The 14,288-nt window shown below is 66.5% G+C and carries 13 protein-coding genes; 5 read left to right on the plus strand and 8 right to left on the minus strand.

Annotated elements, in window-relative coordinates; translation table 11 throughout:
- Nucleotides 1-44 precede the first annotated feature (44 nt).
- Together AC1D1S_RS03470 and AC1D1S_RS03475 are read right to left on the minus strand one after the other, a co-directional pair.
- A complete protein-coding gene (locus AC1D1S_RS03470; protein ID WP_243178025.1) occupies nucleotides 45-818 on the minus strand; it encodes an SDR family NAD(P)-dependent oxidoreductase in 774 nt (257 codons plus the stop codon).
- Nucleotides 819-851: 33 nt separating this feature from the next.
- Entirely contained in the window at nucleotides 852-1,676 is an 825-nt protein-coding gene (locus AC1D1S_RS03475) for a sugar phosphate isomerase/epimerase family protein (RefSeq protein WP_476946567.1), read from the minus strand.
- A 194-nt stretch (nucleotides 1,677-1,870) separates the two neighbouring features.
- Between AC1D1S_RS03475 and AC1D1S_RS03480 the strand changes: the two genes are divergently transcribed.
- The 4 genes from AC1D1S_RS03480 (at nucleotide 1,871) to AC1D1S_RS03495 (ending at nucleotide 5,962) form a co-directional block, all read left to right on the plus strand.
- The gene (locus tag AC1D1S_RS03480) at nucleotides 1,871-3,208 is read left to right on the plus strand and encodes an MFS transporter (RefSeq protein WP_476993722.1); all 1,338 of its coding nucleotides are present in this window, start codon (nucleotides 1,871-1,873) and stop codon (nucleotides 3,206-3,208) included.
- An 89-nt stretch (nucleotides 3,209-3,297) separates the two neighbouring features.
- The gene (locus AC1D1S_RS03485; RefSeq protein WP_439954096.1) at nucleotides 3,298-4,179 is read left to right on the plus strand and encodes a transketolase; all 882 of its coding nucleotides are present in this window, start codon (nucleotides 3,298-3,300) and stop codon (nucleotides 4,177-4,179) included.
- A complete protein-coding gene (locus AC1D1S_RS03490) occupies nucleotides 4,176-5,168 on the plus strand; it encodes a transketolase family protein (protein ID WP_243178029.1) in 993 nt (330 codons plus the stop codon). Before AC1D1S_RS03485 ends, AC1D1S_RS03490 begins: the two co-directional genes overlap by 4 nt.
- A gap of 134 nt (nucleotides 5,169-5,302) precedes the next feature.
- A complete protein-coding gene (locus AC1D1S_RS03495; protein WP_243178030.1) occupies nucleotides 5,303-5,962 on the plus strand; it encodes a GntR family transcriptional regulator in 660 nt (219 codons plus the stop codon).
- Between the two features lie 6 nt (nucleotides 5,963-5,968).
- Here AC1D1S_RS03495 and AC1D1S_RS03500 read toward each other — a convergent pair whose 3' ends face one another.
- The 4 genes from AC1D1S_RS03500 to AC1D1S_RS03515 form a co-directional block, all read right to left on the minus strand.
- Nucleotides 5,969-6,748, minus strand: coding sequence for an SDR family NAD(P)-dependent oxidoreductase (locus AC1D1S_RS03500; RefSeq protein WP_476993723.1), 780 nt, complete (start codon nucleotides 6,746-6,748; stop codon nucleotides 5,969-5,971).
- Nucleotides 6,749-6,839: 91 nt separating this feature from the next.
- Nucleotides 6,840-8,576 carry a DUF4389 domain-containing protein gene (locus AC1D1S_RS03505; protein WP_476993724.1) on the minus strand — a complete coding sequence of 579 codons (1,737 nt, stop codon included), beginning with the start codon at nucleotides 8,574-8,576 and terminating at the stop codon, nucleotides 6,840-6,842.
- A 155-nt stretch (nucleotides 8,577-8,731) separates the two neighbouring features.
- Nucleotides 8,732-9,787 (minus strand): zinc-dependent alcohol dehydrogenase family protein, encoded by a 1,056-nt coding sequence (locus tag AC1D1S_RS03510; protein WP_018776072.1) that lies wholly within the window; start codon nucleotides 9,785-9,787, stop codon nucleotides 8,732-8,734.
- Nucleotides 9,784-10,119, minus strand: coding sequence for a hypothetical protein (locus AC1D1S_RS03515; RefSeq protein WP_028276886.1), 336 nt, complete (start codon nucleotides 10,117-10,119; stop codon nucleotides 9,784-9,786). Before AC1D1S_RS03515 ends, AC1D1S_RS03510 begins: the two co-directional genes overlap by 4 nt.
- A 245-nt stretch (nucleotides 10,120-10,364) precedes the next feature.
- On the opposite strand from AC1D1S_RS03515, the gene AC1D1S_RS03520 reads away from it, so the two are divergent.
- Nucleotides 10,365-11,909 (plus strand): amidohydrolase, encoded by a 1,545-nt coding sequence (locus AC1D1S_RS03520; protein ID WP_476993725.1) that lies wholly within the window; start codon nucleotides 10,365-10,367, stop codon nucleotides 11,907-11,909.
- On the opposite strand, the gene AC1D1S_RS03525 is transcribed toward AC1D1S_RS03520, so the two are convergent.
- Nucleotides 11,906-12,415: a hypothetical protein gene (locus tag AC1D1S_RS03525; protein ID WP_476952098.1), complete on the minus strand. Its 510-nt coding sequence runs from the start codon at nucleotides 12,413-12,415 to the stop codon at nucleotides 11,906-11,908. The two genes, AC1D1S_RS03520 and AC1D1S_RS03525, sit on opposite strands and share 4 nt — an antisense overlap.
- A gap of 72 nt (nucleotides 12,416-12,487) precedes the next feature.
- A complete protein-coding gene (locus AC1D1S_RS03530; protein ID WP_476993726.1) occupies nucleotides 12,488-14,194 on the minus strand; it encodes a serine hydrolase in 1,707 nt (568 codons plus the stop codon).
- Between the last annotated feature and the right edge of the window lie 94 nt (nucleotides 14,195-14,288).

A 14,288-nucleotide genomic window follows, 5' to 3' on the forward strand; every position in this document is an offset into this window, starting at 1 on the left:
GTGGGCTCTTTCCGCTGCTCGCGGTCTTCTCAACGGCGGGACTGCTAGTGGATGTGGCTTCCGCCGTTGATATCGATGGTGGTCCCGGTGAGGTAGGCGGACTCCTCGGAGGACAGGAAGGTGATGACGGCCGCGATTTCCTCGGTGCTGGCGTTGCGCCCCAGCGGAATTCCGGCGTTGATGGCCGCTTCCTGCTCTTCGGTGCTGCCCACGCGGATATTCGTGTCCACGGCGCCGGGGGTGATGGCGTTGACGGTCACGCCGGTGCTGCCGATTTCGCGGGCCAGGGCCTTGGTGAAGCCCAGGATGGCCGCCTTGGCCGCGGAATAGGGCACCTTGCCGAAGACGCCGCCGCCGCGCTGGGCAGAGACGGAGGACATGTTCACGATCCGGCCCCAGCCGCTGGCGATCATGTCCGGCAGGAAGGCGCGGGTGACAAGGTAGGTTCCCGTCGCGTTCACGGCCATGACCTTGTTCCAGAGCTCCAGGGTGGTCTCGAGGAACGGCACCGGGGAGGTGATGCCGGCGATGTTGGCGAGGGCCCCGACGGCGGGAAGGCTGCCGGAGCGGACTTCGGCGGCCACGGCGTTGTACGCGGCTGTCACGGAGTCCTCGCTGGCGACGTCGACCTCGTAGCCAAAGGCGGGAACGGTGAACTCGTTTCCGATCTCCGCTGCGACCTTGGCGGACTTCTCGCCATCGAGGTCCAGGATCACCACGGCCCAACCCTGGCTGGCGTAGCGGCGTGCGGTGGTGATGCCGATGCCCCGGTCCGAGGTTGCCCCGGTGAGGACGGCGGTGCGCTGGATGGTGCTCATGATGCTCCTTGGGTTGTTCGTTGGTGTGGCAAGTCAGATGAGGTCTGTGATGAAGCTCGCGGCCTTGGCGGCCGCCGCGGGGCGCTCCCCGTGGGTCACGTCCCGGGTCTCCAGCTCCAGGGAGAAGTGGCCGGTGTAGCCGTCGGCCGCGAGGGCCTCCAGGCCGGCGGCGAAATCGGCCTGGCCGTTGCCGATGCTGAGGTTGATGTTTCCCGGCACGGCATCGCGCAAGTGAACATGGGCGATGCGGCCCTGATGGCGCCTGAGGTAGTCCAACGGATCCTCGCCGGCGGCCACGATATGGCTGAAGTCCATGACGATCCCGACCCCGGAACCGGCCAGCCGCCCGGCCAGCAATTCCGCGCGCTCGAGGTTCCAGCAGAACCGCAGGAAGTGCAGGGACTCGGTCCAGAGCTCGACGCCGAACACGTCGGCCCGCCGCTTGGCGGCGGTGAGTTGCGCGGCAATGGTGTCCAGGTCCTCGTCGAGGCTGCGGACCGGGTCGCGGCCGAGGGCGCCGCAGGGCAGGACCAGCGCCTTGGCGCCCGTGCCGGCTGCCAAGCTGAGCAGCGCGTCAAGGTGCCGGTTTCGTGCTGCGTGTGCGTCGGCGTCGAGCAAGGCGTTCAGGTCCCCGATGTCCCCGTTGACCGACCGGACCCGCAGCCCGGAGGCAACGGCCTCGGCCGTGACGGCGGCGACGGCATCGGCGTCGAGGTCGTAGGGAACGTGGTCGCACACTCCGGGTAGCGCACCGAGATCTAGTTCCTCGAAGCCGAGGCCTTCGATGGTGCGCAGGGCCTCTGGCAGGCTCTGGTGGCGGAAGCTGATGGACGAGCAGCCGAGTCGGGAATTGAACATCGTCGTTAATCCTCTGGTTGCGCCCGGGGGCGGTGGTGATATGGACCACACTATAGAATTCGACTGTCAACAGTCAACCTTTGAAGTTGACTGTTGACATTGCCTTATGGCGCGGGTCACACTGGCGTATCATCTGTTAACAGTCGACAGTGTCGGTGCGGAAGCGTCGGCAGCTCTCTTCGAAAGGGATTGACATGAGCAACGAAGCTCTCACCATGCGGGGCCCGGTGCACGGCACCAGGGAAGCGAAACGGGTCGCGATCGGCTCCAGCGTCGGCGCCGTCATCGAAACCTATGACTTCATCGGCTTCGGCACAGCGGCTGCCCTGTACTTCGGTACGGCCTTCTTCCCCACCGGCGATCCTGTGACCGGAACCCTGGCTGCCTTCGCCACCCTGGGTGTCGGCTTCGCGGCGCGCCCGATCGGCGGCATCATCGGCGGGCACCTTGGGGACAAGGTCGGCCGCAAGCCGGTCCTGGTGGCCTCCCTGATCCTCATGGGCATCGCCACTTTCGTCATAGGCCTGCTCCCCACCTACGCCCAGGTGGGTCTGCTGGCTCCGGCTCTGCTGGTGTTTGTCCGCATCGTCCAGGGCCTGGCCTTCGGCGCGGAGTGGGGCGGCGCCATCCTCATGAGCTACGAACACGCACCCTGGAAATCGAAGGGAAAGTACACAGGCATGGTCCAGGCCGGCTTCCCGGTCGGGCTGCTGCTGGCCAACCTCGTGTTCCTCTTCAGCGTCCAGCTCGGCGGCGAACTCGCCTGGCGCATTCCCTTCCTGGCCAGCATCGTGCTGGTCGTCGTCGGACTGATCATCCGCTCCAAGGTCCCCGAATCCCCCGTCTTCGACGAGGTCAAGGACAGCGGCGACATCGTCAAGTCGCCCATCAAGGAGGTCCTGAAGACCGACTGGCGCAACATCGTCAAGGGCATCGGCCTGCGCATCGCCGAGACCGCCGGCTACGCCGTSTCCATCACYTACATGATTTCCTACMTSAACAGCCAGCACCTGGCCGACAAGWCSCAGACSCTCGTGGCCYTSTGCATCGCCTCYGCMATCGGCATCTTCGCCACCCAGGCCTGGGCMCGGCTGACGGACAGGATCGGCCGGCGCCCGCTGTATATCTGGTCCTGCGCCTTCGCCGTTGCCTTCGCGGTGCCGATGTTCCTGCTGGTCAACACCGGACTGTTCATCTTCATCATCGCCACCCTCGTGATCTCCTACGCCGTCTGCCAGAACTCCCTGGCCGGCGCCCAGGGCCCGTGGTTCCCGGAGCTGTTCCAGGCCAAGACCCGCGCCTCCGGCGCCTCGCTGGCCTACCAGATCTCGGCCATGGTCTCAGGGTTCACCCCGTTCATCACCACATTGCTCTTCGTCAGCTTCGGCTGGATGGGACCGGCACTGCTCTTCGGCACCTACGCCGCCATCGGCCTGTGGGCCGCCGTCGCCACCCGTGAAACCTGGGGCAAGCGCGAACGGGATTTCGCCGATCAGGCTACCAAAAGCACCCCCACCCACGTGAGCGCGTAGATACGCACCGCCCGGAAGCCGTCGAAGGCCTCCCGCAGCAGCTCGCCACGTCATATCTGAAAGGAAGAATCGTGGTTTCAACACAGGAAATAACCACCCGAGGCAACGCCTCCGACGCCGAGGCAGAACGCCTGGCACGGGTCGAAGGGGCCGCCTACCGGATCCGCCACCATGCCCTGAACATGGGCGAAGTCCAAGGCCAAGGCTACGTTGGCCAGGCCCTCGGCGCGGCCGACATGCTCGCCGCGGTCTACGCGGACCAGCTCCGGTTCCGCGCCGACGACCCTGAGTGGGAGGACCGCGACCGGTTCCTGCTCTCCACCGGCCACTACGCGATCGGCCACTACGCGGCCCTCGCCGAGGCCGGAATCATCCCCGTCAAGGAACTGGAGACCTACGGCTCGGACGACTCCCGGCTGCCGATGTCCGGGATGTCCACATACACCCCCGGCATGGAGATTTCCGGCGGCTCCCTCGGCCACGGACTCTCCATCGCCGTCGGCGCCGCCCTGGGCCTGCGCTACCAGGGTTCGGGTTCCCGGGTCTATAACTTCCTCTCTGACGGCGAACTTGACGAGGGATCCACGTGGGAGGCCGCGATGGGCGCCCACCACCACCACCTCGGCAACCTCACCGCCATGGTGGACATCAACGCCCTGCAGGCCGACGGCAAGACCGACACCGTGCTGCGCACCGAGCCCGTCACCGAAAAGTGGCAGGCGTTTGGCTGGTACGCCCAGCGCGTGAACGGGAACGACGTCGGCGCGCTGCTGGCCGCGTTCGACAACGCGGCAGCCCAGGCGGCCGCCGTCGGACGTCCCTCCGTGATCCTGTGCGACACGAAGGTGGGCCGCGGCGTGCCGCTGCTCGAGGACCGCGAAAAAGCCCACTTCATGCGCATCGAAGAACACGAATGGCAGCTCTGCCGCGAGCAGCTGACCGCAGGTTTCGAAGGAAAGGCCGCACGATGAGTACCGCAACAACACCGAAGCTGAAAACCTCTGCCATGATCGCCTCCTTCGCGGACCCGGGCCAGAAGACCGCGTCCGCGCCGTTCGGGCACGCCCTGGTCAAGGCCGCGCAGGTGAACGACAAGATCGTGGGACTGACCGCGGACCTGGGCAAGTACACGGACATGCACATTTTCGCCCAGGCATTCCCGGAACGCTTCTTCCAGATGGGCATGGCCGAACAGCTGCTCTTCGGCGCCGCGGCGGGCCTGGCTGAGACCGGCCTGGTCCCGTTCGCCTCGACGTACTCGGTGTTCGCTGCCCGRCGCGCCTACGATTTCCTGTGCCTGGATGCCGCCGAGCCAAACCTCAACGTCAATATCGTCGGCGGGCTCCCGGGGCTGACCACCGGCTACGGTCCAAGCCACCAGGCGACCGAGGACATGGCGATCTTCCGCGGCATGCCCAATCTGACCATCGTGGACCCGTGCGACTCGCTGGACATCGAGCAGGCCGTCCCCCAACTGGCCGCCAGCGAGGGCCCCACGTACCTACGACTGCTGCGCGGCAACGTCCCCACCGTGCTGGACGAGTACGACTACACGTTCGAACTCGGCAAGGCGAAAGTCCTGCGTGGCGGCCGTGACGTCGTCTTCATCTCCAGCGGGCTGATGACCATGCGGGCACTCCAGGCGGCCGAGGCGCTGGCTGCCCACCACGTGGATGTCGCCGTCGTCCACGCCCCCACCATCAAGCCGTTCGACGCCGCGACGGTCCTCGCCGAGCTGAACACCGACCGCCTCGCGGTCACGCTGGAGAACCACAGTGTGGTGGGCGGGTTGTTCGAGACCGTGGCCTCGGCCGTGGTCACCGCGGGGCTGGGTAAACGGGTGGTGCCGGTAGCGCTGCCGGACGAATTCCTGGACGCGGGCGCGCTGCCCACCCTGCACGAACGCTACGGCCTCTCGGTGCAGAGGGTCGTTGCCAAGGTGCTCGCCGAACTCGGCTGAGCCGGAGGGAACAGCCTACGGGCGGGGGCCGGCAGCTGCCGGACCCGCCCGTGCCGTACCATCAACTGTTAACACACGAACTGTAAACAGTTGACCACTGACAAACAGTTGACCGCTGAGCGTGAGGACTAACAATGGCCGGAGCAACAGCCCCGCTTCTCGGACTGGAAAAGAAGAGCCTCCGCGAGCAGGCGCTATCTGCCCTGCGCACGGCCATCACGAGCGGAGAGCTGGAGCCAGGACGGCATCTGGTGGAGACCGAACTCTCCGACATGCTCCAGATCAGCCGCGGAACACTGCGCGAGGCCCTGCGCCAGCTGGAGCAAGAAGGACTGCTGTCGGCCGGACCGCGCGGCAGGCTGTCCGTGCGGCACCTGGACGGCAAGGAAATCCGGGACATCTTCGCTGTCCGGGCCGCGCTCGAATCGCTTGCGGTCCGGACACTGTGTGAGCTGCCGGACCGGGCCTCCGTGATTACATCCCTGTGCTCGGCCGTCGATGCCATGGCCGCGGCCGCCGAGGCCAGCCTGGAGGAACGGATTGAATCCGATCTGGAGTTCCACCGGACACTGTGCCGGCTCACCGGAAACGAGACCCTGCTGCACTCCTGGGAGTCGCTTGAGGGCTCCATTCGGATGTCCATCATGTTTGCCGGGATCGAGAGGGCCGTCAAGAACATGAGCGTGGACCGGCACCACGACATCGTCGCCGCGATCGAGACCGGCAACGCGACACTGGCCCGCACGACGGTCCTCGAACACATGGACGTCGCCGCAGCCAACCTGGTGGCCTGACCGGCGTCAGTAGTCCACGATCGCGCCGGCGGAGATGTTGACGGTAGCGTCCGTGATGGCCGCCGCCTTGTCCGAGACGATGAAGGAGGCCACGTTACCGACGTCCGCCAGCGTGGCCGTCCGGTTCAAATGCGCGGCCCTGGCAATCTCCACCACGATCTCATCGCGGCCCTCGGCCTGCCACGGGATGGTTTCGATAATGCCGCCGGTGACCATGGTGACCACCCTGATGCCGTGTTTTCCCAGTTCCAGGGCCCATTGCCGGCGTAGTCCTTCCATCGCGTCGAGCGCCACCTTGAAACCGCCCAGACCGGGGATCGTCTGCGGGCCCGAGCCGCCGAACATGAGCACGACGCCGGAGCGTTGCTTGACCATGTGGGCGGCGGCCGCGCGGGTGGTCAGGAAGTGCGTCCGCGCGGCCARGGTGATGGGCTGGGTGAAGTCATCCACATCAATCTCCATGAGYGGCTGCTGGACGTCGCCGAATGARATCACGTTGAAGGAGATGTCGATCCTYTTGCTCTTCTTYGCCACCCGGYYWACGAAGGCATCCACYTGCTCYTCGTCCAGGGCGTCGACGACGGCGGTYTCGGCKGTRCCGCCKGCCTCRCGRATGTCRYKGGCYACTTTYTCCAGCCGCGATTCSGTCCTTCCGGCAATGTGCACCGTGGCGCCGTCGGCCGCGAAAGCCCTTGCCACCGCCCCGCCGACCGCCCCGCCGCCGCCGTAGATCAGGGCGGTCTTGCCGTGAAGCACGCCGTTTTCCGGAATCCCGATGTTCACCATGGTCGCCTGCCTAGTGCCGCGGAGTACGTGAATTCCCTCAACTATGTTCTTGCGGAGGGCGGGTGGCAAGAGGACCGGGCGCAGCGCCGCATTAGCTTCTGGGCAGCCCTCCGGGTCCGGTGGCTGGTCCTCCGGTTCCGGGCGCGGGCCCGGGTTCGGGCGCGGGCCCGGGTCCTGGTCCGGCGGAGGGTCCGGGTCCGGGTCCGACCGCGGGTCCGGTGGCTGGTCCAGGACCGACGGGCCCGGGTCCTGGTCCGGCGGGTCCGAGCGCGGATCCGGCGTATGCAGGCACCGGCAGCTCGCCCGGATCGACCGGACCCATATCAAGGTGGAATGGCGGATATTCGTCCCGCATGAGGGCAACGTAGGCGATAACGCGGTAGATCCAGCGGTTCAGGCCAAGCAGGAGGTCGAAGAGCCCCCGCCGGTATTGGCCCGTGAACAACAGGATCACGCCGGCGATCAGGACCAGCAGCCCCAGGAGGGAGATGCCCACACCTTGCTGCACCCACTCGCCGTCCCGGTACTCCCACGTCCTCGCGGTCCCCGTCAGCAGGCTGATAAGCAGCAGATGTGGAATGGCCAGCAGCCAGGATTTCACCAGCACCAGGCCGCGGGACAGCCGTTCGGGATAGTCGACGTCGAAGTCCGCCGGGTAATCGGTGCGGGCCAGGGTGAAGGGGGGATAGACATCCGTGCCGATAGCGCTGAAGGCGTAGAAGGCCACACGCCAGTTCCAGCGGATCACACCGACACTGAAATTGAACAGCGAGCGCGGGTAGCGCGCCGTGAACAGGATCGCGAACCACGCCACAATCGTGACCACTCCGAAGGCGAACCAGAGGATAAACAGGACGATGAAGTGCGGGATGGCCAGGAACCACTTCACGAGCCACATCCACCGTGACAGGTTCGGGTCGAGGTAGCCGTGGAGACGGGCGGGGTACACATATGCGGTCGTAGCACCTGGCGCCACCGGATACGGAGTCCCCGGCGGGGCAGCGTAGGCCGCCACGGCACCCGGCGGGGCCGCACTGTTCTGCTGGCCGGGGGTGACCCTGGGCGGGTAGGGACCCGCGGGATACGGCTGGCCGGGGTGGGCCGGCAAGCGGCCGGGAGGGACACCGCTGCCCGTCCCGCCTTGGCCCGGGCCGCCGCGGCCGAGTCCAACAGCGCCCAGCACTATCAGCGGCACGCCGATCAGCAGCATCACGAGTCCGCCGATCAGCAGGCCGATGAACACCGGCAGGAGCAGGTCTGTGCGTGCCCCTGCCTGCAGATTCACGCTCACCGGAGACGTCGCGTCGGCATTCATGACCACCACTGCCCAGGATCCGGAGCGGAGGTCCCAGGTCAGTTCCTGTTCCCCCGGGCCTGTGGCAGTCGCGGCCCAGAAGGTCTGCTGCGCCGGGTTGGACGGGATTTGGGAGCCGGCCACTTCGCGGTACCGCGCGCGGAAGGGGTTGAACCTGACGTCGACGATTTCGGTGCGCCGGACACCGGCCAGGTACGTCGCGACGTCGGCCCGCGGGGCAATTCCGATGAAGATTTCCTTGCCGGGGTCGGTGGAGGAACCGCGGAGCAGCACGCTGCCCGCAATGTCCACCGGAACGCCGTCGTCCACGCCGCCGCCGGTCATGAGGTCCAGCCGGGGGGTCGTCAGCGCGTAGGAATTGCCTGAGAAAGGCGCCGACGGCGTGATGAAGTACCTGCCGTCACGTTGCTGGTAGTTGACCCAGCCCGCAAAACCGGCGCCCGCCAACAGTCCCAAACCGACCAGCGCGCACAGCGAGCCGATCACCAGCATGACAATCCGGCCTGCTTTCATGGCCGCCGTCCTTTCAGATGGTCCGTTTGCCACGCCCGGCCGGGCGTGGCTTCCGGAAGCTGGCGGCCCGGGCCGCTACCGCCCGAGCGAGATCACGAACGGCTTGGCTTCGTCGATCGCGCCGGCACTGCCGGAGTGGAGGACGACGAGCGCTTTCATGCCGTGATCACGACTTTGAGGGCCTTCGTCTCCGCGGCGCGGGCAAAAGTGTCGTACGCCTCCATGAACTCGTCAAAGGTGAAGTGGTGGGTGGCGAAACTGTCCGCGGGGATCTTTTGCTGTGCCACGAGCTTGAGCAGCATGGGGGTGGTGTTGGTGTTCACCAGGCCCATGCTGATGTTGATGTTCCGGATCCAGAGGTCTTCGACGTGAAGTTCCACGGCTTTGCCGTGCACGCCCACGTTGGCCACGGTGCCGCCAGGACGCACGATGTCGGTGCACATCGTGAAGGTCGCCGGGACGCCCACGGCCTCGATCGCCACGTCCACGCCCTGCCCGTCGGTCAGGAGCATGAGCTGCTCCTTCCAGTCGGCATCGGATGAGAGGACCACATCGGTGGCTCCGAATTCGCGGGATTTCTCGAGCCGGTTCGCGTCGAGGTCGACGGCGATGATCGTGGCGGCGCCGTAGAGGCCGGCGGTGGAGATCGCGGCAAGTCCCACGGGGCCCGCGCCGATGACGGCGACCGTGTCGCCGGGCTTGACCCGGCCGTACTGCACGCCGATCTCAAAGCCGGTGGGGAGGATGTCGGAGAGCATGACGGCCTGCTGGTCGCTGACTCCCTCAGGCAGGAGGTGCAGGGAGTTCTCTGCGTAGGGGACGCGGACGAACTCGGCCTGCGTGCCGTCGATCAGATGTCCGAAAACCCAGCCGATGCCGGAGGTTCCCTCCTCCCCCAGGCAATGGGAGTACAGGCCGGTCTTGCAGTTGGCGCAGTGCCCGCAGGACTTGATGCATGAAATGATGACGCGGTCCCCGACCTTGAGGCTGGTCACGGAGGCGCCGATCTCCGTGATGGTGCCGACCCCTTCGTGGCCCAGGATGCGGCCCTTGGCCACCGCGGGGACGTCGCCTTTGAGGATGTGCAGATCGGTCCCACAGATGGTGGTGGTGTCCACTTTGACGATCACATCGCTGGGATTCTGGATGGTGGGGTCGGGGACCTCGGTCCACGATTTCTCCCCGGGACCGCCATAGACGAGGGCTTTCATACGTGCTCCTTGGTTTTGAGGATGACCAGCGGGTCCACGAGGCGCAGACGGCACGGTGTCTCCGTGCCATCGATCCCCGAATACAGCAACGAGGCGCGGGCACGCTCACGGAGTTCTTCGATCGCGGCGGCCGACACCCGGGCATGGGCGAGGTCGAGCACGAGTTCAAACCCGGGAAGCTTGCTTGTGACGCGGCGGCAAACGACGTACAGCGCCCGCACGTTGGCCACGGTCACCACACCATGCACGTCGATCCGCGCTGTTTCGGCGTCGGCGTTCAGGCGGATGAGCACCTTGAGTTTAGGGTCCCCCGAATGGTGGTGGATACTCATGTGGCCGTGGTCTCCTGCCTTTTCCTGCTGAAGCCGGAAAGTGCAAACGCCATTTCCTTCCCCAATTCGCGGTGAGACCCGTGCCGTATTACGTGAAGTGGTTCTTCACTCGACACGTCCCCCAACTGGCCGTGCAGCAACCTCCCCACACATTCAGCTTGGGGGGCGCTCGTGGCAGAGGTAAGGGGCGAAAGTCCCGTGTGCGCCTGTTGGGTCCTGCGGCGTCGCACGCCTAGCCTGTTCCTATGTCTGATCCGCTCGATCCCCGCCGACCCCCGGATCTCGTGCTGGCCTCCGTGCGGCACCCCGGGGAGGAAATATGCTTCGACGTTCATCTTCGCGCCGGGGCCGTGTCGGCGATCATCCCGTCGCGCCCGGGCTCGGGTGCGCTCCCCGCTGCAACCCGGGTGGTGGATCTGGAGGGCCGCTACGCCGTTCCTGGGCTGTGGGATGAGCACGTTCATATGACGCAGTGGGCGCTGGCCTCCAACCGGCTTGACCTCTCCGGTGCCGGCTCGGCGCGCGAGGCGGCCGCCGTCGTCGGGGCCCATATCGCCGGGGACAATATCGCGGAGGCCCATATCGCCGGGGCCGGAAGCGGCGCCGGAGCTCCGGGTCCCGTCCAGACGCTGGTGGGCGTCGGTTTCCGCGATGCCATCTGGCATGACCTGCCCAGTCTGGACCTCCTGGACGGCGTGACGCGCGGCCGGCCTACGGCGCTGATCAGCCACGACCTCCACTGTGTCTGGCTCAACTCCGCAGCGGCCCAACAGTACGGAATGCCGGTGGATGCGGGCGGGCTGCTCCGGGAAGAACCGGCGTTCGCCCTGACCCGGGAGCTTGGCCAGCTGCCGGACGCGGTGGTGGATCCGTGGGTGCGGCAGGCAGGGCAGGCTGCGGCCGCGCGGGGCGTGGTCGGGATTGTGGACTTCGAGATGACGTGGAGCCGCGACGCCTGGCTGCGGAGGATCTCCAGCGGCTTCGCTGCCCTGCGCGTTGAAGCGGGCGTCTATCCGCAGGACCTGGACCGGGCCGTGGCAGAGGGGCTGCGGACAGGTTTGGCAGTGGCCGGCAGTGGCGGGCTGCTGAGCGTGGGCCCCCTGAAGGTGCTGATCGACGGCTCGCTCAATACCCGCACAGCGTATTGCGTTGACCCGTATCCGAACGGCGGCCACGGGCTGCTGACCGTGAGCGAGTCGGAGCTGCTCGCCCTGTTGGTCCGGGCGCGGCAGGCGGGTTTTGTGCCGGCGGTCCACGCAATCGGCGACGCGGCCAACCAAGTCGCCTTGGATGCGTTTGAGGCGGCGGGCATCGCCGGACGGGTCGAGCATGCCCAGTTTGTCCGGAGCGAGGATTTCGCCCGCTTCGGCCGGTTGGGCGTGACCGCGAGTGTCCAGCCTGCGCATGCCCTCGATGACCGGGACGCCGCCGAGGCGAACTGGCCGGGGCGAACGGACCGGTCCTTCCCGCTCCGTTCATTGCTGGCCGCCGGGGCGACTCTCGCCCTGGGCTCGGACGCTCCGGTGGCCCCGCTGGATCCGTGGATTGCCATGTCCGCTGCCACGGCGCGGGCCCGGCTGGATGGCCGCGGGCCGTGGCATGCCGAGCAGGCCCTCACGCGGCAGGAGGCCCTCACGGCCTCGACCCGCGGTCGCGGCCGTCTCTGGGTCGGGGACCCCGCCGATATTGCAGTGCTCGACGGCGACCCTCTGACCGTGTCGGATGCGGAGTTTGCGGCCATGCCGGTGGCCGCCACGTTAGTGGCGGGACGGTTCACGTACGGCGGCTAAGCACCTTTGACGCGCGCCTGGACTAAGTTGGCGTACGGCAGGCGGCCGTATTCTTCGATGAATGCGGCATGGCACCGGGCTTCGGCCGCGTTGAGTTGCTCAACGGGCAACTCTTTCCACGCGATGATCAGGGACCCGGGCACGGCGAGCTGCCAGATGAGCCGCCCGTCCCAGTGGCCCGGCGGCTTGCCTTCGCCGAAGTCGACGAATTCCTGAATTTGCCGGCGCAGTCCGCGGTTGCCCTTGCTTCCGGGGCCGGCTTTGCCCAGGAAAAGGACATCGGCGCCGTCCACCCATTCGGCGTCGAGAGCGTCCGTCTTGAGGGTGGGGTTCTTCTTCTTGAAGATGCCGGCGGTGCTCCTGGCCAGGAACTGGGGCCGGAAGCCCTCCGGCCGCAGTACCGCGAAGATCCCGGGCTTCTGCGGGATCCGGTTGATGTCAAGGTCCTGGAGCGGCCGGAAACCGGTGAAGCCGTCCTGTTTCAGCGATTGTGTGTTGATGGGCATGGGTTCCTTGGATCGGGGCTCGTGGCGTTCCTTTGAAGCTTACGGAAGAAGCTCACTCACTGAAGTCCGGGCTCAGCCGCGGGTGAAGGTGCCCAGCCCGGTCTGATCGTAGAAATCGAGCCTGACGCTCGACGCCGTGCCGCCTCCGGCTGCGGCGTCCGCGCCGGGGGCGAAGATTGCCCCGGCAAGACCGTTGGCGTTCTCGCCGATTGATTCAAAGCTGAAGGTGTCGCCGTCAAAATGAGTGAGCGGGAACTTGGTGGTCCTGCCGGCCGGGCCCAGCTCAAGGGTCAGCACGCCGTTCTCCACCGCGACGGTGAGCGGGCCGTAGTAGGAGTTCGCATAACTTCCGGTGTAGAAATCGTTGCCCTGCGCCGGTTTGGCCTGGGCCGGCGCCTTGGAATAGTCAACTTTTGGTTTCTCCGCCTCATCGATCTTCTGGAAGACGCCCGAGGTGAATCCGATCCAGTCCACTGTCGGGGCGCCGTTCTGGGCCGTGTCCAGGAATGCGGCGCAGATGGCTTCGGGGATGCCCTGCGGCCGGCCATTGGTCAGGGCAACAATGCCCAGCTGCTCGCCGGGGAGCAGTGAGACTGCGGTCGCGGCACCAAGGTTGAAGGCTCCCGAGTGCCCGAGCATCAGCCGGGCGTGGTCGTCGTAGGAGACGTTCCAGCCCAAGCCGTAGAAGCGGGTGCGGGCACCCGGCGTCGACGGTGGGCCCGAGACAGCGTGCGGGACATGCGTGATACTAAGCGCGTCCGGATCGATAACCTCGCTTCCCTCAAAGCTGCCGTTGGCGAGCTGCAGGCGGATCCAGCGGGCCAGGTCGCGCGCGGAGGAACTGGCCCCGCCGGCGGGTGCTTCGGCGTCGGCATCCCGGGAGTATTTGGCCACCCAGGTCTTGTTACCGGCTGGGACGTGGATCAGTGCCTTGTTCGTCGCCTTTTGGTAGTCCGCGTGGCGATAGCTCGTGGATGACATGCCCAGGGGCTTGAACAAGACTTCTTCGGCGAGGTCTGCCCAGGGCTTGTTCATGGCATCGGCGACAGCCTGTGCACCAGCCGTGTAGCCGAAGTTGCTGTAGTTGTAGCTCGACCGGAATGAGTCCAGCGGCTGCTGGTTGAGGTGGCTGAGGATATAGGACTGGTCGAATCCGAGGTCTTCCAACAGATCGCCCGCCCCCGTACTGAGGCCGCCTTGATGTGACAACAGGTCCGCCGCCGTGGCGTTCCGCGTGACGTAGGGGTCTTTCAGGGCGAAGCCGGGGGTGTGGTTGATCACCGGTTCCGTCCAGGAGATGGCCTTGCGGCCCACGGCCACGGCCGCCACCGTGGAGGCCAAGGGTTTGGACACCGAGGCCAATTGAAAAACGGTATCCGCGTCCACTGTCTCGGGCCGGCCCGATTCCCGCACGCCGAACCCCTTGGCGTAGACCATTTGGTCCTGGTAGACCACGGCCACGGCGACTCCGGGAACACCGGTACTCTCCATCACGCCCTGGACCATCCCGTCCAGCCTTGCCAAGGCGGAGTTGACCTTCTGTTGGTCCAGGAGCGGTTTGACCTGCGGTTCCGGCGCCGGAAGCAGAGACGCCGACGGCGTACCGGAGGTGTCAGAGGCACTGCTTCCGGCACCGGCGGGGGCACTTTGGGCCGTGCAGGCGGCCAGCAGCGGCATGCCCGCTATACCCGCGGCGCCGACGCCGACCGCTTTAAGTAACGAGCGGCGGTCCGAAGGCAGCGAGCTGATCCTCGTCGCGATAGATTCCCTCTGGTTCATGGACAATCCTCCGCCCGGTTCCGCCTGGGGCGCAGAGCTAACGCCCCCTCCCATGATGGACCCGTGCCCGTGTTTGAGACAGGGGCGGTGCGCT

This window comes from Arthrobacter sp. P1_A5 (assembly GCF_056406825.1).